17 protein-coding genes are annotated in these 22705 nt (G+C 70.4%); 9 read left to right on the top strand and 8 right to left on the bottom strand.

Annotated elements, in window-relative coordinates; translation table 11 throughout:
* Positions 1-3 precede the first annotated feature (3 nt).
* The 4 genes from ABZX90_RS30940 to ABZX90_RS30925 all read left to right on the top strand — a co-directional run bounded on the left by ABZX90_RS30940 (position 4) and on the right by ABZX90_RS30925 (position 3694).
* Complete coding sequence (locus tag ABZX90_RS30940; RefSeq protein WP_355210291.1) at positions 4-948, top strand: MerR family transcriptional regulator; 945 nt, start codon at positions 4-6, stop codon at positions 946-948.
* A gap of 230 nt (positions 949-1178) precedes the next feature.
* Positions 1179-1727, top strand: coding sequence for an RNA 2'-phosphotransferase (locus ABZX90_RS30935; protein ID WP_355210289.1), 549 nt, complete (start codon positions 1179-1181; stop codon positions 1725-1727).
* 80 nt (positions 1728-1807) lie between these two features.
* Positions 1808-2710 (top strand): LLM class flavin-dependent oxidoreductase, encoded by a 903-nt coding sequence (locus tag ABZX90_RS30930; RefSeq protein ID WP_355210286.1) that lies wholly within the window; start codon positions 1808-1810, stop codon positions 2708-2710.
* A 96-nt stretch (positions 2711-2806) separates the two neighbouring features.
* Complete coding sequence (locus ABZX90_RS30925; RefSeq protein WP_351133725.1) at positions 2807-3694, top strand: Cof-type HAD-IIB family hydrolase; 888 nt, start codon at positions 2807-2809, stop codon at positions 3692-3694.
* A 417-nt stretch (positions 3695-4111) separates the two neighbouring features.
* Here ABZX90_RS30925 and ABZX90_RS30920 read toward each other — a convergent pair whose 3' ends face one another.
* The 6 genes from ABZX90_RS30920 to hisC form a co-directional block, all read right to left on the bottom strand.
* Complete coding sequence (locus ABZX90_RS30920; RefSeq protein ID WP_355210283.1) at positions 4112-5167, bottom strand: M23 family metallopeptidase; 1056 nt, start codon at positions 5165-5167, stop codon at positions 4112-4114.
* Positions 5168-5390: 223 nt separating this feature from the next.
* Complete coding sequence (locus ABZX90_RS30915; RefSeq protein WP_355210280.1) at positions 5391-7109, bottom strand: GAF domain-containing protein; 1719 nt, start codon at positions 7107-7109, stop codon at positions 5391-5393.
* A 174-nt stretch (positions 7110-7283) separates the two neighbouring features.
* On the bottom strand, positions 7284-10817 hold the full coding sequence (gene cydD / locus ABZX90_RS30910) for a thiol reductant ABC exporter subunit CydD (protein ID WP_355210277.1): 3534 nt from the start codon (positions 10815-10817) through the stop codon (positions 7284-7286).
* A 60-nt stretch (positions 10818-10877) separates the two neighbouring features.
* The gene (cydB, locus tag ABZX90_RS30905; RefSeq protein ID WP_355210275.1) at positions 10878-11885 is read right to left on the bottom strand and encodes a cytochrome d ubiquinol oxidase subunit II; all 1008 of its coding nucleotides are present in this window, start codon (positions 11883-11885) and stop codon (positions 10878-10880) included.
* Between the two features lie 20 nt (positions 11886-11905).
* Positions 11906-13414 carry a cytochrome ubiquinol oxidase subunit I gene (locus ABZX90_RS30900; protein WP_351133004.1) on the bottom strand — a complete coding sequence of 503 codons (1509 nt, stop codon included), beginning with the start codon at positions 13412-13414 and terminating at the stop codon, positions 11906-11908.
* Between the two features lie 361 nt (positions 13415-13775).
* Positions 13776-14852, bottom strand: coding sequence for a histidinol-phosphate transaminase (hisC, locus tag ABZX90_RS30895; protein ID WP_355210272.1), 1077 nt, complete (start codon positions 14850-14852; stop codon positions 13776-13778).
* A gap of 468 nt (positions 14853-15320) precedes the next feature.
* Here hisC and ABZX90_RS30890 point away from each other — a divergent pair, with 468 nt between their 5' ends.
* The 3 genes from ABZX90_RS30890 to ABZX90_RS30880 all read left to right on the top strand — a co-directional run bounded on the left by ABZX90_RS30890 (position 15321) and on the right by ABZX90_RS30880 (position 18822).
* Complete coding sequence (locus tag ABZX90_RS30890) at positions 15321-16433, top strand: LacI family DNA-binding transcriptional regulator (RefSeq protein WP_351133000.1); 1113 nt, start codon at positions 15321-15323, stop codon at positions 16431-16433.
* Positions 16434-16635: 202 nt separating this feature from the next.
* Positions 16636-17778, top strand: coding sequence for a metallophosphoesterase (locus tag ABZX90_RS30885; protein ID WP_351132998.1), 1143 nt, complete (start codon positions 16636-16638; stop codon positions 17776-17778).
* 180 nt (positions 17779-17958) lie between these two features.
* Positions 17959-18822 (top strand): hypothetical protein, encoded by an 864-nt coding sequence (locus ABZX90_RS30880; protein ID WP_355210268.1) that lies wholly within the window; start codon positions 17959-17961, stop codon positions 18820-18822.
* Between the two features lie 362 nt (positions 18823-19184).
* Here the strand turns inward: ABZX90_RS30880 and ABZX90_RS30875 are convergent, their stop codons facing one another.
* Positions 19185-20726: a VWA domain-containing protein gene (locus tag ABZX90_RS30875; protein WP_355210266.1), complete on the bottom strand. Its 1542-nt coding sequence runs from the start codon at positions 20724-20726 to the stop codon at positions 19185-19187.
* 180 nt (positions 20727-20906) lie between these two features.
* Positions 20907-21794: a LysR family transcriptional regulator gene (locus ABZX90_RS30870; RefSeq protein ID WP_355210264.1), complete on the bottom strand. Its 888-nt coding sequence runs from the start codon at positions 21792-21794 to the stop codon at positions 20907-20909.
* Between the two features lie 116 nt (positions 21795-21910).
* Here ABZX90_RS30870 and ABZX90_RS30865 point away from each other — a divergent pair, with 116 nt between their 5' ends.
* Both ABZX90_RS30865 and ABZX90_RS30860 read left to right on the top strand, forming a co-directional pair.
* Entirely contained in the window at positions 21911-22273 is a 363-nt protein-coding gene (locus tag ABZX90_RS30865) for a DUF1801 domain-containing protein (protein ID WP_351132990.1), read from the top strand.
* A 5-nt stretch (positions 22274-22278) separates the two neighbouring features.
* Positions 22279-22665 (top strand): VOC family protein, encoded by a 387-nt coding sequence (locus ABZX90_RS30860; RefSeq protein ID WP_355210395.1) that lies wholly within the window; start codon positions 22279-22281, stop codon positions 22663-22665.
* Positions 22666-22705: the final 40 nt, after the last annotated feature.

The raw sequence follows: 22705 nt of genomic DNA, 5'->3' as shown, positions 1-22705 counted from the left end.
GAGATGAGCGACGAGTCGGGCGGTGTCGCGTACCGCATCGAGGATCTGGCGCACCACAGCGGCGCCACGGTCCGGACGATCCGCGCCTATCAGGACCGCGGGCTGCTCCCCCGCCCCGAGCGGCGCGGCCGCGCCAATGTGTACGCGGACGCCCATCTGGCGCGGCTGCGGCAGATCGCCGACCTCCTCGACCGCGGCTACACGCTGGCCTCGATCAAGGAACTCCTGGAAGCCTGGGACGCCGGCCGTGGCCTCGGCGGGATACTCGGTCTGGTCGCGGAGGTCGACGGCCCGTGGACCGACGAGGAGGCCGCCCGGATCACCCGGGCCGAGCTGGACGAGCGGTTCGGCGGGCGTCCCGACGACGCGGCCGTGGCGGACGCGGTGGAGCTCGGCGTGCTGGTGCCCGTTCCGGGCGAGGAGGACTCCTTCCTCGTTCCGAGCCCTCAAGAGCTGTCCGCGGCGGTCGAGTTGTACATGGCGGGCGTTCCCCTGTCCGCGATCTCCTGCCATCTGCGGGAGTTGAGGGGACAGGTCGAGCACATCGCCTCCCGCTTCCTGGAGTTCACCACGGAACATGTCTTCGCGCGCTATCTCGGGGAGCATCCGCCGAGCGACGCGGAAGCGGCCGAGGCCGCCTCGCTCGTCCGGCGGCTGCGACCGCTCGCGCAGCAGACGGTGGATGCCGAACTGGCCCGCGCCATGCGGCTCTTCGCCACCCGCCACCTGAGCCGGCACCTGGCGGCGGAGCAGCCCCCGAAGGAGCGGGAGAACGCGCGCACGGTGGAGGTCTCCGCCGGGACAATGCGGGCCGTGGAGCGTCTGGTTGGCCTGGAGCACGCGTCGGCGTTCGTCACGGCCGCCGCCGAACGGGAGCTGCAGGCACGCACGTTGGACCGGCTGGCAGCAAACGGCGCCAATCGCAGCATCATTGACGAAATACCCTAAACGGGCTGCTGGTTGTCCACAGATTCGTCAATTCCCCTGTGGATAACAGGACTTGGCTGTGGATCAAACCTCCGAATCAAAATCAAGTGCGTGATCCGTCTCTCGCCAGGCACGCTGGGAGGATGAAGGAACAGACGGATGAACAGACGGATCAACAAACGCATGGACGGGCGCATGGACAGGCGCATGAGCGAACGGATGATCGGACGGAAGGACAGGCGGATGATCGGATGGACGAAAGACGCACCGTGAAGGTGTCGAAGTACCTCTCGAAGCATCTGCGGCACCAGCCCGAGCGGATCGGACTCACGCTCGGCGAGGGCGGCTGGGTCGAGATCGACACACTGATCGCCGCGGCGGCCGCGCACGGCTTCCGGTTCACCCGCGACGAGCTCGATCACGTCGTGGCCAACAACGACAAGCGCCGCTTCGCCGTCGAGGGGACCCGGATCCGGGCCAGCCAGGGCCACTCCGTCGAGGTCGACCTCGGACTGCCCCCGGCGACCCCGCCGGCGTACCTCTACCACGGGACCGTGGCCCGCACCCTGGACGCGATCCGCGCCGAAGGTCTCAAGCCCATGAACCGGCACGACGTACATCTCTCGGCGGACCGGGAGACCGCCACCCGCGTCGGCGCCCGCCGCGGCCGCCCTGTCGTGCTCTCCGTGGACGCCGCCGCCATGCACCGCGACGGCCTTGTCTTCCGGGTCAGCGCGAACGGCGTCTGGCTGACGGAGGCCGTACCCCCGCGTTACCTGCGGATTCCCGGACCGCACTGATCCCCGGGCACCGGGCCGCCGGGCCGGGAGCGATCTCGGGGCGGCCACGACCAGGCCCCGGCTCCGCTTACGCTCGATGCATGAGTCTGCGTCTGAGCACCGTGATCCTGCCGTACGTCCGCTGGCACGAGGGCGGGCGTTCCGCATGGCAGCGTGCGGAGCAGTTCGGCTTCCACACAGCGTTCACCTACGACCACCTTTCCTGGCGGACCTTCCGCGACGGCCCGTGGTTCGGGGCCGTGCCGACACTGACCGCGGCTGCCGCGGTGACGGACCGGCTGCGCCTCGGCACGCTCGTGACCTCGCCGAACTTCCGGCATCCGGTGACCCTCGCCAAGGAACTGATCTCCCTCGACGACATCTCGAACGGCCGGATCACGCTGGGCATCGGCGCGGGCGGCACCGGATTCGACGCCACCGCGCTCGGCCAGGACGCCTGGACCCCGCGTGAGCGGGCCGACCGATTCGGTGAGTTCGTCCCCCTGCTCGACCGGCTCCTCACCGAGGACTCCGTCTCGTACGACGGTGATTTCTACTCCGCGCACGAGGCGCGCAACATCCCGGGTTGTGTCCAGCGCCCCCGGCTGCCGTTCGCGGTGGCCGCCACCGGCCCGCGCGGACTGAAGCTCGCCGCCCGTCACGGGCAGGCGTGGGTGACGACCGGCGACCCGAAGCTGTTCGAGACGGGCACCCCCGAGCATTCGGTTCAAGCCATTCGCGGGCAGGTCGCCCGGCTGGCCGACGCGTGTGCCGAGATCGGCAGGGACGTGACGGAGCTCGACAAGGTCCTGCTGACCGGCTTCACCCCCGACCGGAGCCGCCCCCTGGAGTCCCTCGACGCGTTCGTCGACTTCGCGGGCCGGCACGCCGAGCTGGGGTTCACCGACATCGTGATCCACTGGCCGATCCCCGACTCGGACTTCGCGGCCGACCAGAAGGTCTTCGAGCAGATCGCCATGGAGGCGGTGGCTCAGCTTCCCTGAGATCCGTCGCCGTGACCCGGTTCGACAGGGTGTGACGGTGCTGGTGAGGACGGTAACCACTCAAGTGTGCACACCGCCGCACGGCCGTGCGCGCATATGCGGGAGAATGAGCACGTGACCTCAGCGACTCGCCGGCCCGAGACTCCGGCCTCAACCGTCCCGCCCCGGCTGATCGCCACGGACCTCGACGGCACCCTGTTGCGCGACGACAAATCGGTGTCCGACCGCACGATCGCCGCCCTCGCCGCCGCCGAACAGGCCGGCATCGAGGTCTTCTTCGTCACCGGCCGCCCGGCCCGCTGGATGGACGTCGTCAGCGACCACGTCCACGGGCACGGCCTGGCGATCTGCGGCAACGGCGCCGCCGTCGTCGACCTGCACGGCGGCCCCGGCGCCCACCGCTTCGTCAAAATCCGCGAACTGGCGCCCGACATCGCCCTCGACGTCATCCAGGTCCTGCGCGCCGCCGCGCCCGGCACGGTGTGTGCCGTCGAGCGGACGTACGGCCTCCATCTCGAACCGGGCTACCCCCTGATGCACATGGAGCCCCCGGAGATCGTCTCGCCCGCCGAGAAACTCCTCGCGCAGGACGCTCTCGACGCCGATCAACCGGTGCTGAAGGTCCTCGCGTTCCACCCGGAGATGGACCCGGACGACTTCCTCGCGGTCGCCCGCCCGGCCATCGGCGACCGGGCCAACGTGACCCGGTCGAGCCCCAGCGCCCTGCTGGAGATCAGCGGGCCCGGCGTCTCCAAGGCCAGCACCCTCGCGCTGTGCTGCGCCGAGCGCGGTATCTCCCCCGAGGAGGTCGTCGCGTTCGGTGACATGCCGAACGACGTCGAAATGCTCACCTGGGCCGGCCGGTCGTACGCGATGGGCAACGCCCACCCCGCCGTGGTCGCCGCCGCCTCCGGGCGCACGGTCGCGAACAACGAGGACGGGGTGGCGGTCGTCATAGAGCGGATCGTGGCAGACCGGACGTAGCCACCGGCCCGCACGCCCGCAGGGCCCCCGGCACGCCTGCCGAAGGCCCTGCGGCAGCCCGGTCGCGGCACTGCCGCAGTCCATCGGCCGATACTCGCGCGAACCCTGGCGCCGCATCGGGGGATGCCCCGGGCTTTCGGCAAACCCGCACGTCCGTCGTGCGACAGCCGACTCGCGGCAGCGCTGTGAGTCTTCGGCGGGGCTAGGGCCTGTCCGGCGGATCAAGTCGGAGGAGACCTGCGGCGCCTGATCAGTGCACGTGAGCGGGGTCTGGTGCGTGCAACTGCAAGGCGGAGGAGGGCGTCGATGCGGAGCATCGGCAACCGACGACAACGCCGCTGGGGGTCCCCCTGCTCGAAGAGCTTGGGGGAGGGGGTGCCAGGCCCCGCGTCTCCGGCATGATCCGCCGGACAGGCCCTAGACATCGACCCCGTGCTCCGCCAGCCACGGCACCGGGTCGATCGCCGATCCCATCTCCGGCGTCACCCGCACCTCGAAGTGCAGATGCGGGCCGGTCGAGTTGCCGGACGTGCCCGACTGCCCGATCCACTGCCCGGTCGCGACCAGCTGCCCCTGGTCGACGGCGACGGCCGCGAGGTGCGCGTACTGCGTGTAGTAGCCGCCGGGGTGCTCGATCACGACCTCGATGCCGAAGGCCCCGCCACAGGACACCTTCACCACCCGGCCCGCCCCGACCGCCCGCACCGGCGTGCCGATGGGCACCGCGAAGTCCTGCCCCGTGTGCCGGTGCGCCCAGCGCTCGCCCCCGCTGCCGAAGCCCGCGGACAGCTCGTACGTCTGCACCGGCGCCACCCACGCACGCGTCGAGTCCGCCGGCGGCTGGTCGAGGCGGACCGCACCACGGCAGGAGCCCGCCGCCACCGAGGCGTCCGCCTGGCTCTGCAACACCGACCGCGCCTCGTCGAGCTTCGCCTCGATGGTCCGCTTCATCTCGGCGAGTTCGCCGCTGCGCCGCTCCAGTGCCTGCCATGCGGACTGGGCCTTCGCCTCGTCCGTGGCGAGCCTGTCCTCGGCCCGCCGGCTCTTCGCGACGGAGTTGGCGACGGCCAGGTCGGCCCGCCACACGGCACGCTGACCGCGCATCAGATCATCGGGGTCCTTCGCGAACAGCATCTGTGCCGTGTACGGCAGCCCGCCGCCCTGCCGGTACTGAGCGCGCGCGATACGGCCCAGGTCCTGGTGCAGTACCGCGATCTCCTGCCGCTCCCGCACGAGGAGCTCTTCGACCCGCTCGGCCCGGCCGCGCTGCGCCTCCGCATCCTGGCGCCCCGCCTCGTACTGCCGCGTGGCCTCGGAGGCGTCGTCGTACAGCCGCGCCACCTGGGCGCTGATGCCGAGATCCGCGCCGTCGCCGTCGGCCTCGCCCTCGGCCACCGTCGGCCGGGCCGCGAGGACCACGAGCGCGCACAACAGCGCCGGTACGAACAGGGGATGGCGACGAGATGAGCGCATGACAGCGATCGTGGCCCGCGCCTTCGGGCCCGGCCTGTTCAAGGGGTGCACCTGGGGGACGGGACGTCACGAATGGCCCAGCGGAAGGCCCGAACGGCCCCGTTCCGGCAGGGTCACCTACGAACAGGGCCCGCCGCGCGTGTCGCGCCGAGAACTCGCCGAGAACTCTCCGAAGGCGAGCCTGCGCGAGGAGCGGCCGAACAGGCCCCCCGCACAAGGGGATTCAGTGCGGCACCTGCCACACCACCGTCGTTCCGCCCCCGTCGGTGCCGATCCCCGGTCCGTACCAACTGGCTCCGCCCAGGGACTCGGCACGCCGCTTGAGGTTCCTCAGGCCGCTGCGGCGGCCGCCGTCGGGGATGCCGACGCCGTCGTCCGCGACAGACAGGCGCACGCCCGGCCGTCCGTCCGGCAGAAGGACGTTCGCGTCGACGGAGACCTCGATACGGGAGGACCCCGCGTGCCGGAAGGCGTTGGAGAGGGCTTCGCGCAGTGCGGCGATGAGGTTCTTGCCGGTGAGTTCGCCGACCAGTGTGTCGACGGGCCCGGTGAAACGGTGCCCGGGCCTGAAGCCGAGCGGGACGGCGGCCATGTTGATCTCGCGCAGGACGCGGGTGCGCAGCCCGGACCGGGCCTCGGCGGGACCCTGCTGGAGCGCGAAGATCGCGGTGCGGATCTCCTGGATGGTGACGTCGAGTTCGTCGACCGCCTTGCCGACGCCGCGCTGCACCTCGGGCACGTTCGACCGGCGCTGCGCGCTCTCCAGCATCATCCCGGTGGCGAACAGCCGCTGGATGACGAGGTCGTGCAGGTCACGGGCGATCCGGTCGCGGTCCTCGTACACCGCGAGCCGTTCCCGGTCGCGCTGTGTCTCGGCCATCATCAGTGCCAGCGCGGCCTGCGAGGCGAACTGGGCGGCGAGGGTCCGCTCGGTCTGCGTGAACGGGCGCCCTTCGCGGGTCCGTGGAGTGACGAGGGCTCCGAGGACCCGCCCGTCGCTCTGCAGGGGGAGCATCATGACGGGGCCGTAGGCGCGGGCGAGATCCGGGAGCACGCGCGGGTCGACGGTCGCGTCCTCCACGAACACCGGTTCTCCGTCGAAAAGTTCGGCGACCAGCTCGCTCTCCGGCGGGAGGACGACTCCGAGCGCCTTCGAGGGGTGGTCCGAGGCGACCGCGACGATCTCCAGGCCGCCCTCCTCCGCGGGCAGCAGCACGATCCCGGCCGCGGAGCCGGAGAGCCGGCGGGCCTGTTCGGCGACGACCTGCAACGCGTCCTCGGCGTCGCCGCCCGCCAGCAGCGCGGTGGTGACGGCCACCGAGCCGTCGATCCAGCGCTCACGCTGCTTCGCCGCCTCATAGAGGCGGGCATTGCCTATGGCGATACCGGCCTCCGTGGCCAGCACGCGGACCATGTCGAGGTCTGCGTCACCGAAGGTCCCGCTGCCGCGCTTCTCCGTGAGGTACAGATTCCCGAAGATCTCCCCCTGCACCCGAATCGGCACTCCGAGGAAGCTGTGCATCGGTGGATGGCCGGCCGGGAAGCCGCAGAAGCGCGGGTCGTCGGTGAGGTTCGAGAGCCGCACCGGACCCGGATCGTGGATGAGAGCTCCCAGCAGCCCCTTGTGACCGTCGGGCATCCGTCCGATCCGTCGGGCAGTCCCCTCGTCGACGCCGTGTTGGACGAAGTCCGCGAGTCCCTCCCCGCTCTCGGCCACGACCCCGATGGCCGCGTACCGGGCGTCCGTGAGCTCGGCCGCGGTCTCACAGATCCGGTCCAACGTGGAGTGCAGCTCCAGCCCCGATCCGACCGACCGCATCGCTTCCAGCAACCGCGGCACCCGTGCGGTCAGCTCGGCGGGCAGCCCTCGCAGACCACGGACCACCGGAGCCGCCGCGCCCGTGCTGCCGTCCGGCGCGGGGGAGGCTGGGGCTGCTGACATGCCTTGAGCCTAATTAGTCCCCTTTGTGGGGGAAAGTCGGGTCGGGGGGAATCGGGTCGAGGGGAAGGGGACAGAGCCCGCGACCTCGGCCCATCACCCCGTCGCCCTTTCACCGGCCGCAGCCGACCCACCACGCTCATCACCCACGACCCGCCCGCACCGCCCGCACCGCGCTCAGCCCGCCACGGCACCCACCAGCAGATCCCCCGCCGCCTCGCGTTCCACCATCTCGCGCAGCGGTCCCTCGACGGCCGACAGTTCCGCGAACGCCCCGCGCTGGACCACCTGGCCCTCCGCGAGCACGATCACCTCGTCCACCGCGTCGAGCCCGGCCAGCCGGTGAGTGATCAGCAGGGTCGTACGGCCCTCGGTCGCGGCCAGCAGATCCGCGGTGAGCGCGTCGGCCGTCGGCAGGTCGAGGTGTTCCGCCGGCTCGTCGAGGACGAGTACGGGGAAGTCGGCGAGCAGCGCGCGGGCCAGCGCGAGCCGCTGGCGCTGGCCGCCGGACAGCCGTGCCCCGTGCTCGCCGATCAGGGTGTCGAGCCCGTCGGGCAGCCCGTGCACCCAGTCGAGGAGCCGGGCCCTCCCGAGCGCGTCACGCAGTTCGGCCTCGGTCGCGTCCTTTCGGGCGAGCAGCAGGTTCTCGCGCACGGTGCTGTCGAAGAGGTGCGCGTCCTGGGCGCACAGCCCGACCAGCCGGCGCACGGCGTCGCCGTCCATCCCGTACGCGTCGACGCCTCCCAGCGTGTACGTCCCCGCTTCGGTGTCCAGGAACCGCAGCAGCACCTGCGCGAGCGTCGTCTTGCCGGCCCCGGACGTGCCGACCACGGCGATCCTGCGGCCCTCTTCGAGGGTCAGCGAGAGATCGGCCAGCGCGTCCCGGTCCTGTCCCGCGTGACGGGCCCGGAGCCCCTCCACACGGAGCGGGAACGGCGACGCGGGTGCCGGCCGGGGCTGTTCGGGTTCGCGTACGGGATCGGCGGCGTCCAGCACCTCGTACACGCGCTCCGCGCTCTTGCGCACCCGCTGCCGGTACTGGACGGCGAGCGGCAGTCCCATGACCGCCTCGAAGGCGGCGAGCGGAGTGAGGACGACGACGGCCATCACCACACCGTCCAGACGCCCGGCGGCGACCGCCTGGGCACCCAGGAGAGCGGTGGCCGCGACGGTGAGCCCGGACACGAGAGCCGTGAGCCCGTCGCCGAGGGCGGTCGCGGTGGCGGCCCGCGAGGCGATGCGGGTGAGGACGGTGTCGGCCCGCCGTGTCTCCGCGGTGCGGGCGGGCAGCGCGCCCGCGACGGTCAACTCGGCGGTCCCCGTGAGCAGATCGGCCACCTGGGTCGCCAGCGTCCCGCGGGCGGGGGCCAGCCGTCGTTCGGCGCGGCGCGCCACGGCGCCGGTCACGAGGGGAACGCCGACACCGGCGGCCAGCAGGCCCACGGCGAGCGCGGCACCGGCCTCGGGCAGCAACCACGCGGTGAATCCGACGGAGGCGGCGGACACCAGGATCGCGGCTCCCGTCGGCAGCAGCCACCGCAGCCAGTAGTCCTGCAGGGCGTCCACGTCGGCGACGAGCCGCGACAGCAGATCGCCGCGCCGGGTGGCCCGCAGCCCGGCGGGCGCGAGCCGCTCCAGACGCCGGTAGACGGCGACCCGCGTATCGGCCAGCATCCGCAGCACGGCGTCGTGCGACACGAGCCGCTCCGCGTACCGGAACACCGCCCGGCCGATACCGAACGTCCGGGTGGCCGTCACGGCCACCATCAGATAGAACACCGGTGGCTGCTGGGAGGCCCGCGAGATGAGCCATCCGGACGTGGCCATCAGGCCGACGGCGCTTCCGAGCGCGAGGCTGCCGAGGAGCAGGGCGAGCGCCAGCGGCCCACGCCGGGGAACCGCCATGGTCCGGACGCGGGCGAGCACGCCGCCCCGGCTCCGGGACGCCGGGGCGAGTTCTGCGCCGTCGGCCGAGGGCGCGGCTTCCGGCTCGACTCCCCGGGGCGGCTGGGTGCGGCCGGGCTCCGCGGACCCGGACATCTCGGCGAGGGCGGCCGGCGCCGGTCGTCGGTCGCCGGCCGCAGCGGCCTCCAAGCGCACCACCCGGTCCGCCACCCCCAGCAACGCCGGCCGGTGTACGACCAGCAGAACGGTTCGTCCCACGGCGAGCCGCCGCACGGCCGCGACCACTTCGGCCTCGGTCGCCCCGTCGAGCGAGGCCGTCGGTTCGTCGAGAAGCAGCACGGGCCGGTCCGCGAGGAACGCCCGGGCAAGAGCGAGGCGTTGACGCTGACCGGCCGACAGTCCGGTGCCGTCCTCGCCGAGGACCGTGTCGGCCCCGTCGGGCAGCGCGTCGACGAATCCGGCCGCTCCCGCGTCCACGAGGGCCCGGCGCAGCGCCGCGTCGTCCGCGTCGGGCCGCGCCAGCCGTACGTTCTCGGCGATGGATCCGGCGTACAGGTGCGGTCGTTGCGGCACCCAGGCGATCCGCGAGCGCCACTCCGCGAGGTCGGCCTCGGCAAGATCGGCTCCCCCGGCCCGGACCCGGCCGGCGGTGGGCTCGACGAACCCGAGCAGGACGTTCAGGAGCGTCGACTTGCCGACGCCGCTGGGCCCGACGAGGGCGAGCGTCTCACCGGGTTCGACCGTGAAGGAGACGTCCGAGACCGCGTCCTCGGAGCGCCCCGGGTACCGCACGGTCACGCCCTCGAAGCCGATCTCCCCCGCCGGCATGCGCAGCGCCCCGGACGTCGGTGCCGGGGTCTCCAGCACGGCGAAGATCTCCTCGGCGGCCGCGAGTCCCTCGGCGGCGGCGTGGTACTGGGCTCCCACCTGCCGCAGCGGCAGATAGGCCTCGGGCGCCAGCACGAGAACGACGAGCCCCACGTACAGGTCCATCTCGCCACGGACGAGCCGCATTCCGATGGTCACCGCGACCAGGGCGACGGAGATGGTGGCGAGCAGTTCCAGGGCGAAGGACGAAAGGAAGGCGATCCGCAGCGTCCGCATGGTCGCCTGCCGGTACTCACCGGTGATCTTCCGGATCGAATCGGCCTGCGCCTTGGCCCGGCCGAACACCTTGAGCGTGGGCAGTCCCGCGACGACGTCCAGAAAGTGTCCGGACAGGCGGGACAGCATGCGCCATTGGCGGTCCATCTGGGTGCGGGTGGCCCAGCCGATCAGCACCATGAAGAGGGGGATCAGCGGCAGCGTGCCGGCGATGATCGCCGCCGACACCCAGTCCTCGGTGACGATCCGCGCGAGTACGGCCACCGGAACCACCACCGCGAGGCCCAGTTGCGGCAGATAGCGCGAGAAGTAGTCGTCGAGTGCGTCGACTCCGCGCGTCGCGAGGGTGACCAGTGAGCCCGTCCGCTGGCCGCTGAGCCACCCAGGACCGAGGGACGCGGCCCGCTCCAGCAGCCGTCCCCGCAACTCCGACTTGACGGCGGCGCTCGCCCGGTGCGCGGCGAGCTCGGTGAGCCAGGCCACCACCGCCCGCCCGATCGCGACGCCCGCCAGCAGTACCAGGGGGGTCCGGAGTTCGGTGACGGAAAAGCCGTGCTGGAAGGCGCCGACCACCACTTCGGCGATGAGCATCGCTTGGGCGATGACCAACGCCGCTCCGGCGACGCCCAGCCCCACGACCGCCACAAGGAAGAGGCGGGTGGCTCGGGCGTACCGAAGCAGACGCGGATCGATTGGTTTCACGTGAAACACACCCCTGGCTCATCAGGCATGTTTCACGTGAAACATGCCACTACGTCGGATTCAGTGCGACACGTCCACGGCGATGTGCTGCGTGCCGATGCGCTTGCGGAACACCCAGTAGGTCCAGCTCTGATAGAGCAGGACGATCGGCGTGGCGATCAAGGCACACCAGGTCATGATCTTCAGGGTGTACGGGCTCGACGAGGCATTGGTGACCGTGAGGCTCCAGTCCTCGTTGAGCGAGGACGGCATGACGTCCGGGAAGAGCGACAGGAAGAGCATCGCGACGGCGGCCACGATGGTGAGCCCCGAGAGCATGAAAGCCCAGCCCTCCCGCCCGCCGTTGACCGCCACCAGCGCCGCGACGAGAGCCACCACGGCCACGACCAGCGCGACCAGCGAGGCGCCGTCACCGTTGTCGACCTGGGTCCAGATCAGGAAGACCAGCGCCAACACGGCGGTTGCCAGGCCGACTTTCAGCGCCAACTTCCGCGACCGCTCCCGAATGTCGCCGACCGTCTTGAGTCCGACGAACACCGCCCCGTGGAAGGTGAACAGCGTCAGCGTGACCAGGCCACCGAGGAGCGCGTACGGGTTGAGGAGGTCCCAGAAGTTGCCCACGTACTCGAAGTCCCGGTCGATCTTCACTCCGCGCACGATGTTGCCGAAGGCCACACCCCACAGGAACGCCGGGATCAACGAGGTCCAGAAGATCGCCGTCTCCCAGTTGCGCTGCCAGTGCTCCTCGGACCGCTTCGCCCGGTACTCGAAGGCGACACCGCGCACGATCAGACTGACCAAGATGATCAGCAGGGGCAGGTAGAAGCCGGAGAAGAGCGTGGCGTACCACTCCGGGAAGGCCGCGAAGGTCGCACCGCCCGCTGTGAGCAGCCACACCTCGTTGCCGTCCCACACAGGACCGATCGTGTTGATCAGTACCCGCTTCTCGGTGCGGTCGCGGGCCAGCAGCTTGGTGAGGATGCCGACTCCGAAATCAAAGCCCTCCAGGAAGAAGTAGCCGATCCAGAGGATCGCGATGAGGACGAACCAGACGTCGTGAAGTTCCATGACTCAGCAGCTCCCTGAGCCTAGTAGGAGAAGGCCATCGGCTTGTCGGCGTCACTGGAGTCGCCGCCGATCTTGGTGGGCGGGTTGAGGTCGGACTCGGTGAGCTCGGGGGGCCCTGCCTTGACGTACTTCGCGAGCAGTTTGACCTCGATGACGGCGAGGATCGCGTAGATCGCCGTGTAGACGGTCATCGAGGTGATGACCTCGCCCTGAGAGACGGTGGGGGAGACCCCGAACCGGGTCTGCAGGACCCCGTAGACGACCCACGGCTGACGGCCCATCTCGGTGAAGATCCAGCCCCAGGAGTTGGCGATCAGCGGGAAGGCCAAGGTCCAGATGGCGATGCGCCAGCCCCACTTGGTGAGCGTCGGGCCGAGTGCCTTGTTCTTGAACAGGACCAGATGCGGCGCCTCGTCCTCGCCGACCCTCAGGTGCTGCGGCAGCAGGAACTTCTTGCGCGTCAGCCAGAGTCCGACGATTCCGATCACGAAGGACGCCATACCGAAGCCGATCATCCAGCGGAACGCCCAGAAGGTGACCGGGATGATGGGGCGGTAGTCGCCGGGACCGTACTTCTCCTGCTCGGCCTTATTGGTGTCGTTGATGCCGGGGACGTACGAGTTGAAGTCGTCGTCGGCGAGGAACGACAGTATCCCCGGGATCGACAGCTCGACGGTGTTGTGACCCTTGCTGACGTCCCCGTAGGCGAAGACCGAGAACGGCGCGGAGTCCTGGCCGTCCCACAGCGCCTCGGCGGCGGCCATCTTCATCGGCTGCTGCTTGAACATGATCTTGCCGAGGGTGTCGCCGCTGATCGCCGTGAGCAGACCGGCGATGACGACGGTGACGAGGCCGAGCCGCAGCGAGGTCTTCATGACGGCGACATGCCGCTTACGGGCCAGGTGGATCGCGGCGATGCCCACCATGAAGGCGCCGCCCGTCAGGAAGGCCGCAGTGAGGGTGTGGAACGCCTGGGCCAGCGCGGTGTTCTGGGTCAGCACGTGCCAGAAGTCGGTGAGTTCCGCGCGCCCCTTCACCTTGTTGATCCGGTAGCCGACCGGGTGCTGCATCCACGAGTTGGCCGCGAGGATGAAGTACGCCGACAGGATCGTGCCGATGGAGACCATCCAGATGCAGGCGAGGTGGAGCTTCTTCGGGAGCCTGTCCCAGCCGAAGATCCACAGCCCGATGAAGGTGGACTCGAAGAAGAAGGCGATCAGGGCCTCGAAGGCGAGCGGGGCACCGAAGATGTCGCCGACGAAGCGCGAGTAGGCGGACCAGTTCATGCCGAACTGGAACTCCTGGACGATGCCGGTGACGACGCCCATCGCGATGTTGATCAGGAAGAGCTTGCCCCAGAACTTTGTGGCCTTGAGGTACTTCTGGTTCTCCGTACGTACCCAGGCCGTCTGCAGGCCGGCGACGAGCGCGGCGAGCGAGATCGTCAGGGGGACGAAGAAGAAGTGGTAGACGGTGATAATGCCGAACTGCCATCGCGCCAGAGTCTCCGGCGCCAAAGCCAATTCCACGTCGTCAGTCTCCTTACGTCGCCGTGGTCACAGCGGCAGTTTGCCCGCTTTATCGCAGACATCACGGGAGCAACAGGACACGCTTGTGAACGCGTTCACATTCACAAGCAATTATGACGCATGCCCGTTCGAGGGAGGAGGGGTGGGGGGTCCCTAAGCGGGACCGATGGACCCCAACAGGGAGGGACCGGTGGGCCCATGGCGCGCAGAAGGGGTGCCAGGCTCTTCCCCGAAGGTCACGCGCACGCCGAAGGCCCCGTACGCGTCCGACGCGTACGGGGCCCTCTTCCGGCTCGCGGGCGGACGCCCCCGCGGCCCGACGGGCAGGCGTAGCCCGGTGGGCGTGGGGACCGCCGGGAGGCTACAGCTCCTTGCGGAATCCCTCGGTCGCCTTCAGGAAGATGTCGTTCGCCTCGGTCTCACCGATGGTGACGCGGACGCCCTCGCCGGCGAACGGACGCACGACGACACCGGCCTGCTCGCAGTGGGCGGCGAAGTCGAGGGCGCGCTCCCCCAGCCGCAGCCACACGAAGTTGGCCTGCGTCTCGGGCACCGTCCAGCCCTGACCGCGCAGGGTGTCGACCACCCGGGTGCGCTCGGAGACCAGCGAGCCGACCCGGCCGAGCAGTTCGTCCTCGGCCCGCAGGCTCGCCACGGCGGCGTCCTGGGCCAGCTGGCTCACACCGAACGGCACCGCCGTCTTGCGCAGCGCCGCCGCCACGGGCTCGTGAGCGATCGCGAAGCCGACCCGCAGACCGGCCAGCCCGTACGCCTTGGAGAAGGTGCGCAGCACACAGACGTTGGGCCGGTCGCGGTAGATCGCCACGCCGTCCGGTACCTCGACATCACGGATGAACTCGCGGTACGCCTCGTCGAGGACGACCAGCACATCGCTCGGCACCCGGTCCAGGAACCGCTCCAGCTCGGCCCGGCGCACCACGGTGCCGGTCGGGTTGTTCGGGTTGCAGAGGAAGATCAGCCGGGTCCGGTCGGTGATGGCGTCGGCCATCGCGTCCAGGTCGTGCACATCGCCCGGGGTCAGCGGCACCTGCACCGAGGTCGCCCCGCTGATCTGCGTGATGATCGGGTACGCCTCGAAGGACCGCCAGGCGTAGATGACCTCGTCGCCGGGACCGCTCGTGGCCTGCAGCAACGACTGCGCGACACCGACCGAGCCGGTGCCGGTCGCCAGGTGGGAGACCGGGACGCCGAACCGGTCCGCCAGCTCGTTCATCAGCCCGGTGCACGCCATGTCCGGGTAGCGGTTGAACGACCCGGTCGCCGCGGTCACGCTCTCGATCACACCGGGCAGCGGCGGATACGGGTTCTCGTTGGAGGACAGCTTGTACGCCACGGCACCGGCCGCGGCGGGCTTGCCGGGCTTGTAGGTGGGGATACCCGCCAGCTCTGCTCGCAGCTTGGGGCTCGTCTCGCTCACCGCAGTCCTCCTCGTGACCACCAGCGGCTCATGACGACCACCGGCTACCAATGCTTCTCACCTTATGAGGATTCGGCGCCGCTGCGAATGGCCTGTGGAAAACCGAACATCACCTCGTGTCCGACCAGGTGATCATCCACGTACGCCGGACCCGGCCATCGGCGTCGCACGAACGGCAGCCGTCCTCGGACGAAGTCGTACGAAAAGGGGGCGCGCCGACAGCCGTCTCATGCGCCGGTGGCTCACTCCGTGGCGCGCATCCCTCGTACAGGTGAGTTGAGACCTCTTCGAAACATGGCCCCCTTGGCAGGCCCATGCGTGCCGACAAGTCAGGTATTGGCATTGGATCACTCAACTGCCTTTGTTTCAAAGGAAGTTAGCGTCTTTGGATCATGCAGAAACGTGCCTGTCAACGCGTGCATATGCGTCCGCACTACCCCACCGCCTGAGCCCTACTATCGGCTCGCCATGACAGCAGCAGGGAAGCACCAGGTGAGCCGGGCGGAGACCTCCCGCCGAGGCGGTCGGCCGGGCCGGGCGGGCATCAGAGACGTAGCCGCGGCAGCAGGGGTCTCCATCACAACCGTGTCCGATGCCCTCAACGGCAAGGGCCGGCTCCCGGACGCCACCCGACGCCATGTCCGCGAAGTCGCCGACCGGCTGGGCTATCGCCCGTCGGCCGCGGCCCGAACCCTCCGTACCGGCAGATCGGGCCTGATCGGCCTGACCGTGACCACGTACGGGGATGAACCTTTCACCTTCACCGAGTTCGCCTACTTCGCCGAGATGGCCAGAGCCGCCACCTCGGCCGCCCTCGCCCGGGGATACGCCCTGGTCATCCTTCCCGCGACCTCCCGCCACGACGTGTGGTCGAACGTCGCCCTGGACGGAACCGTGGTCATCGACCCGTCCGACCACGATCCGGTCGTCAGCGAGCTGGTCCGCCAGGGCCTGCCGGTCGTCTCCGACGGCCGCCCAGCGGGATCCCTCCCGGTCACCGCCTGGGTGGACAACGACCACGAGGCCGCGGTCCTGGGCATCCTCGACCACCTGGCCGCCGCCGGTGCCCGCCGCATCGGCCTCCTCACCGGCACCACCACGGACACGTACACCCACCTCTCCACCACCGCATACCTGCGCTGGTGCGAGCGGGTGGGCCAGGATCCGGTGTACGAGGCCTATCCTGCGCACGATCCGTGCGCCGGAGCCGTCGCCGCCGACCGGCTCCTCGCCCGGCCCGACCGGCCCGACGCCGTCTACGGTCTCTTCGACCCGAACGGCACCGACCTGCTGGCCGCGGCCCGCCGCTACGGTCTGCGCGTACCCGACGACCTGCTGCTCGTCTGCTGCAGCGAGTCCACGGTCTACGCCAACACGGAGCCGCCCGTCACGACCCTCTCCCTCAAACCGCGCAGAATCGGCACAGCGGTCGTCCAGCTGCTGATCGACGCCATCGAAGGGGTCGAATCGGACCAACCGGTCGAGCAGGTGATACCGACGGAGCTGATCGTGCGGACCTCGTCGGAACGCCGTCCGCCCCGCACGACGGTCAGTCCGCCCCGATCACCCGAGGCGGGTTGACGTCCGATGTCACCAGGGCGGGGCGAGCCCCGCCCAATTCGGGCGAAAACCGCGATGAACTGGACTCCTGTTCCGATTCACCACCCCTGGGTCATCACATGGCGCGATCCGCATTCCTATGATGGGCGGACGACACCGCGGGCCGCTGCGACCAGGCAGTCCGAACCGGTGCAGATGCGGCGCGATCGTGGTGGAGGGGTCGATGACTCAGGGGGCCGGTCAGGGACCCGAGGTGGTGCGGACGGCGACGTTGCGCGACTTCCGGGTACCCGGGTACGTCCACGAGACCGGTCCGTATGCGCAGAACACGCCTCACGGCGAGGGCGCCGGACCCGTCGGGGAGACTGCGCGGTACGCGTCGGGAGAGTCCTTGCAGTACACCTCCGGGGACTCCTCCGCCGAGTTCCCGGGGGAGTTCTCCGAGGGGTACACACCCACGCAGCGAGATCTTCCGGTCATCAACCGGGGTGACACCCTTCAGGTCGCCCTCGACCCCGCCGCCGCACCCGCCCCGGCGCCCGGCGCCGGCCCTGGACCGCTGTACGTCGTCGGCGATGTGCACGGCTACCTCGACCAGCTCGTCGCCGCGCTCCAGGAGAAGGGCCTCGTCGACGCCGCGGGCAATTGGTCGGCCGGAACCTCGCGCCTGTGGTTCCTCGGCGACTTCACCGACCGCGGCCCGGACGGCATCGGCGTGATCGACCTCGTGATGCGGCTGTCCGCCGAGGCGGCCGCGGCCGGCGGCTACTGCAAGGCGCTCATGGGCAACCACGAGCTGCTGCTCCTCGGCGCCAAGCGGTTCGGCGACACCCCCGTCAACTCCGGCGCGGGTACCGCCACCTTCCAGGCCGCCTGGCTGCTCAACGGCGGCCAGAAGACGGACATGGACCGCCTCCAGGACCACCACCTGCAGTGGATGGCGCGCCTCGACGCCATGGAACAGGTCGACGGACACCTCCTGGTGCACTCCGACACGACCGCCTACCTCGACTACGGCGACTCCATCGAAGCGGTCAACGACACCGTCCGCGAAACCCTCACCCGCAACGACGCGGACGAGTGCTGGGACCTCTTCCGCAAGTTCACCAGGCGCTTCGCCTTCCGCGACGACGGCGCCGAGGCCGTCCGCGAACTGCTCGGCGCGTACGGCGGTACGCGCATCGTCCACGGTCACAGCCCCATTCCGTACCTGCTGGGCGAGGTCGGCCCGGAGGACGGCGAGAACAACACGGGCCCCGTGGTCGAAGGACCGCATCTCTACGCCGACGGACTGGCCATCGCCATGGACGGCGGAGTGACCATGGCCGGAAAGCTGCTGGTCCAGCAACTTCCGCTGGATATCTGAGCGTTCACCGGGCAGGCGTCCTCCGGGCGGACCACCTCGGCCAGGGGCCAATTTCTGGAAACCCCCTGTCACGGCGTGCCGTCACCGCTCTACCATCGGCTTATCCGTAGCAGGCTCCCCTCCGTTTCTGCCCAACGGCTCGTCAGCGTGCGAGCCACCAGCCCTACGGAGCATCGGGGGATGCAGATGAACAGCGTTCCGCAGCACCTGCTGAGCGAGGACCGCCAGGAATACGAGCGGATCCTCGATGAGGCGCTGCGCTCCGCACCACACCGCCCGGAACTCGCCGCTGTCGGCCAGCGGCTCAACCTCGAACAACTGCGCACCATGGCGCTCAACGCCACCGTCCTCATCACGTCGGCCGCGGCCGACGAGTACGCGCACTATGTGAAGGTCCGCGAGGAGATGCGCCGGCCGGCGCGCTCCACCCCGGTCATCAACGAGGAAGTCGGCTCCGCGGAGCCGGGTACGACCGCGATGGGGCTCGCCGCCACCGTGGGGGAGGTCACCGAGACGGCCGGTGCCGGCGCGGTCGCCGTCGTCGCGGTGCTCGCGCCCGTCCTCGCCGGGACAGCCGCGGCGATCTTCCTGCTCGTGGGCTACGTCCTGAAGATGCTCGACCCCGAGCCGGCCATCGCCAGGACGCTCCTGACCACCGGGTGGGTCTTCGGCGCGGTCACGGCGGCCGCGATCCTGGTCGCCGCGGCCGGACTGCTGCTGACCGCACTGCGCAACAGCTCGTCCTCGCTCCAGGCCGGAGCGGGCGGCGAGATGAGCGAACAGGTCACCCGGGCCAAGGAAGCCTGGCACGACACCCTGCTGGAGCGCGGCATCCTGCCGTTCCTCCGGGAGGCTCTCGCGGACCCGGGCTCGGCGGCGCTGGGCCGGACCGCGCCGGCCCCCAGCCGCATCCCCCAACTCGGCTACGACCGGCCGGGGTTCAGCAGCCCCGACAGCGGACCCGCGGCGGGCCCGCGGCCGAGCTTCTCCAGCCCGGACTTCTCCAGCCCGGACTTCGGGGGACCGGAACACCAGCCCGAGTGACCCGGTCGGCCGACGGCCGGGCTCAAGGGAGACAAGGGGCCCGCGCGGGTGCGCGGGCCCGCACGGCAGCCGCGGACGGGCCTGTACGGCCGCCGCGGGTGCCGTCTCGTCCACCTCCGCTGTCATGGCTCCGAGCCTGTGGGCCGCACGACTCCGGGGTCGTACGGCGGCCACGGCCGCGGTCGCCCGCACAGGGCCGTCCTGGTCGCCCGCGCAGGGCCGTCGTGGGTGCCGCCGTGGGTGCCCGTCTCGGACGCCCGCTGCGGAGTGCCGTCCCGGGTGCTTGCCACGGCTCAGGGCTCGTCCGGCCGCAGTGGGTGCGGGCCGGGCCCGCGGGTGTCGTGCGCTGTCCTGGGGGCGTCTCAGAGGATGCCCAGCCGCCGTGCCTCGCTCATCCACGACGGGAACTCGGACAGCAGCCGGTCGTAGAGCTCCGGATCGGGTACGTGGCTGATGTCGTCGACGGCGAAGAACCCCACATTGTCCACGCGTCGGCCCGGCAGCGTGTCGAACCGCTCCAGTACGCCATAGTTGGAGCGTCCCAGTCCGACGAACTGCCAGAAGATCGGCTCGTCCACCGCCTCCCGCAGTTCCTTCTCGATCTCCTTGTTGCGGTAGACACCGCCGTCGGAGAAGAAGAGCACCAGCGTGGGATCGGCGGCCGGGTGCTCACGGACGTACGTCCGGACCTCGGCGATCACCTTCTGCTCCTCGTTCTGGATCCCGACCGCCCGCATGTCCACCTGGCCCGGCAGCATCCCCTTCCGCGGCTTCTTGCTCCGCCGGAACAGCGTCAGTTCACCGACGCGGACATGACGCTCCAGCCACTCCGGCAGGTCCCCCACGGCAAGGTCGGGGAGCCGGGCCGGGTTCGACGCGAAGGTCCACGCCTGCAGTTCTCCGTCGTCGTCCAGCTGTGCGGCCACCGCGGCCATCCGCTCCACCACATCGGCCACGACGCCCTTCGAGTACAGGAACGACATCGAGCCCGAGGCGTCCAGAACCAGGATGACGCGAGCCCTGACACCCTCCGCCCCGTGCTTGCGCAGGCTGACCGCCACCTGCTCCTTGCGCAGGGACAGCCGCTTGCGCATGTCCACGGGCAACTGGTCCTCGCCCTTGATCAGGCGCGGCGCGGAACCGAACGCCGGCGTCGAGGCGGGGGCCGGAGGTGCCGGGGGAGGCGTCGGGACCGGCGCGGTCGGAGGGACGGGGGCTGACGGGGGTGCGGAGGCGGCCGTCGGCGCGGACGGGGGCGTCACCACGGGCCGAGGCGGAGCGGCGGGCGTGGCCGCGGGAGACGTCGTCGCCCGGGACGAGGCACCTCCGGTGACCGCGCTCCCGGAGTTCTCGCTCCCGGACACCGCCGGTTCCTCGTCCACGCTGATCCCGAAGTCGGTGGCCAGGCCGGCGAGTCCGGAGGCGTACCCCTGGCCCACCGCGCGGAACTTCCACTGGCCGCCCCGCAGATACAGCTCACCACCGATGAACGCCGTCTCCGTCGTCGCCTCCATCTCGAAGAGCGCCAGCTCCTGCCCGGACCCGGCGTCGAGCAGCCTCAGCCTCAGATCCGTCAGCCGGCCGAAGGTGCCCCCGTCGGCGGAGGCGCCCAGGACGACCCGCTGGATCTCCGGCTCCAGAGCACGCAGATCCACCCCGACGGTGTCGGTCGTCCCGCCGCCTTCCCTCCGCTTCCCCAGGTGACGCACGGCACCGGAGGCATGGCTCGGCTGGTTGTAGAAGACGAAGTCACCGTCGTCCCGGACCCGTCCGTCCGCGCGGAGCAGCAGAGCCGAGGCATCGGCGTCCGGCGCACCGGGCCCCCCGGACCAGCCGAGCTCGACCCGGACCTCCTCGGCGGCGACGGGAAGGTTGGCGCCCTTGCTCATCGATGTCGCTGTCATGGGCCCAGTCTGCCTAGAGAACCCGGCACCGGAACCGTCCGATACGCACACTCCCGCATCGGACGCCCAAGTCCCACGCTCCACGGCCCCTCGCCCTGAGGACAGGGCACCCGGCGAACGGCACCGTGGCACCAGACACAGGCCCAGACCCCGGGCCCCAGGCCAGGCCCAGGCTCCGCCTCAAGGAGAGTCGGCCGCGTCCGTCGCGGCCCGTACGAACTCACGAACCCGCTCGGTGGTGTTGCCCTCCCTCCACACCAGTCCCCGTTCGATCGGCTGTGCGTCGTGGAGGGGCACGTAGGCGACATCGGGCCGGGGGTAGTACTGCCGGGAGTGCTCCCCGACCGGGAGAACACCCCGGCCCATCGCGACCAGGGTCAGCATTTCGGAGAACGACCCGCCCACCGGGCCCTTCGGAACGGGCCTGCCCGACGGCGTGCGGTCCGGTGTGCGGTCCCGCTTGAACCCCGCCGAGGTCACCTGTGGGTACTGCACCACCGGGTGTTCCGCGAGCACTTCCACGGACACCCGTTCCTCGCCGGCCAGCGGGTGACCGGCCGCCACGGCCAGTACCCGTCTCTCGCGCAGCAGAGCGGGGCCGCAGGCCATTCCGTCGAAGGGGAACGAGGCCAGGAGGACATCGATCGAGCCGTCCACCAGACTGGCCCGGGAGTTGGACAGCTGAACCTCCCGCACGTCGACCCGGCAGTCGGGGTGCCGCTCACCGAACAGGCCGACCGCCCTGAGCAGTGCGGGAGCCGTCCACTCACCGAGGAAGGCGACCCGCAGCTCTCCGGTGATCCCGCGACTGGCGTCCGCCGCCCTTCGCAACGCCGCCTCCATCGCGGCGACCAAGGGCACCAGGTCGGCCGCCAGCTGACGGCCGATCGGGGTGAGCCGGACAGAACGGCTGTTGCGTTCGAACAGCAGGCCGCCGACGCCGCGTTCCACCTTCTTGATCACTTGGCTGACCCGCCCGGTCGTGATCAGCAACCGCTCGGCGGTCCGGCCGAAGTGCAGTTCCTCAGCCAGCGTCAGGAAGGTCTCGATCTCCAGCCGTTCCAGCATGAAAACCCCCGGCGTTAAATCTGGCTCAACAGTCGTACGTCGATCATGCCTTGATGGCGTCTGCCCCGCGGCGGATCGTAGAAGGCGTCCACACACCCCTCCTGAACGGAACCCACATGACCGCCTCGGACATCACCTCCTACCTGAACGGGCTCGACGCCCCCCTGCGCGAGATCGGCGAGAAGATCCGACCTGTCATCGACGCGGCCCTCCCCGACGACTCCGGCGCGCTGTGGCACGGCCATCCCACCTGGAGCCTCGGAGACAAGCCCGGTCAGACCCCGATCTGCCTGCTCAAGGCCTACAGGTCCTACGTCACGTTCGGCCTCTGGCGCGGCCAGGAAGTGGCCGATCCGTCGGGCCGACTGATCGCCGGAGCCCGCCAGATGTCCTCGGTGAAGCTCAGCCGTACCGACGACATCGACCCGGTCCTGTTCGGTGAGTGGCTTCGCCGCGCCGTCGCCCTGGAGACGAAGTGACCACGATGCGCGTGAAGGCCTTCGACCACCTGGTCCTCAACGTCGAGGACGTCGAACGGTCCCTGGGCTTCTACACCGGACTTCTCGGGCTGGCACCCGTACGCCTTGCCGAGTGGCGGGCTGGCCAGGTCCCGTTCCCGTCGGTGCGGATCACCGCGGAAACCATCATCGATCTCGTGGACGGCCCCCGAGGGGAGTCCAACGTCGACCACATATGTCTCACCGTGGAACCGCTGGACTGGGACGAGGTCATCGCGTCGGGATCCTTCACCGTGCTGGACGGTCCCGTCGACCGCTTCGGCGCGCGGGGCACCGCCACCTCTGTCTACGTCCAGGACCCGGACGGCAACACCGTGGAACTGCGCTGGTACCCACAGGACGCCGCGGCATGACCGGGCGGGCCGAGGGCGACGGTCCGGGCGTTCCGTGCCC

Source organism: Streptomyces sp. NPDC002935 (assembly GCF_040611295.1).
Classification (GTDB): Bacteria; Actinomycetota; Actinomycetes; order Streptomycetales; family Streptomycetaceae; genus Streptomyces.
Note: the sequence above shows the minus strand (reverse complement) of the source record. Positions and strands in the feature narration are given on the sequence as shown.

What these genes read in the sequence shown, in the direction of transcription:
- ABZX90_RS30865 (WP_351132990.1), top strand. Translation starts at nt 21,911, where the DNA reads ATGACCGCCTCGGACATCACCTCCTACCTGAACGGGCTCGACGCCCCC.
- ABZX90_RS30915 (WP_355210280.1), bottom strand. Translation starts at nt 7,109, where the DNA reads ATGTCAGCAGCCCCAGCCTCCCCCGCGCCGGACGGCAGCACGGGCGCG.
- ABZX90_RS30860 (WP_355210395.1), top strand. Translation starts at nt 22,279, where the DNA reads ATGCGCGTGAAGGCCTTCGACCACCTGGTCCTCAACGTCGAGGACGTC.
- ABZX90_RS30885 (WP_351132998.1), top strand. Translation starts at nt 16,636, where the DNA reads ATGACTCAGGGGGCCGGTCAGGGACCCGAGGTGGTGCGGACGGCGACG.
- ABZX90_RS30890 (WP_351133000.1), top strand. Translation starts at nt 15,321, where the DNA reads ATGACAGCAGCAGGGAAGCACCAGGTGAGCCGGGCGGAGACCTCCCGC.
- ABZX90_RS30875 (WP_355210266.1), bottom strand. Translation starts at nt 20,726, where the DNA reads ATGACAGCGACATCGATGAGCAAGGGCGCCAACCTTCCCGTCGCCGCC.
- ABZX90_RS30880 (WP_355210268.1), top strand. Translation starts at nt 17,959, where the DNA reads ATGCAGATGAACAGCGTTCCGCAGCACCTGCTGAGCGAGGACCGCCAG.
- ABZX90_RS30920 (WP_355210283.1), bottom strand. Translation starts at nt 5,167, where the DNA reads ATGCGCTCATCTCGTCGCCATCCCCTGTTCGTACCGGCGCTGTTGTGC.
- ABZX90_RS30930 (WP_355210286.1), top strand. Translation starts at nt 1,808, where the DNA reads ATGAGTCTGCGTCTGAGCACCGTGATCCTGCCGTACGTCCGCTGGCAC.
- ABZX90_RS30925 (WP_351133725.1), top strand. Translation starts at nt 2,807, where the DNA reads ATGCGGGAGAATGAGCACGTGACCTCAGCGACTCGCCGGCCCGAGACT.
- ABZX90_RS30940 (WP_355210291.1), top strand. Translation starts at nt 4, where the DNA reads ATGAGCGACGAGTCGGGCGGTGTCGCGTACCGCATCGAGGATCTGGCG.
- cydB (WP_355210275.1), bottom strand. Translation starts at nt 11,885, where the DNA reads ATGGAACTTCACGACGTCTGGTTCGTCCTCATCGCGATCCTCTGGATC.
- ABZX90_RS30870 (WP_355210264.1), bottom strand. Translation starts at nt 21,794, where the DNA reads ATGCTGGAACGGCTGGAGATCGAGACCTTCCTGACGCTGGCTGAGGAA.
- ABZX90_RS30935 (WP_355210289.1), top strand. Translation starts at nt 1,179, where the DNA reads ATGGACGAAAGACGCACCGTGAAGGTGTCGAAGTACCTCTCGAAGCAT.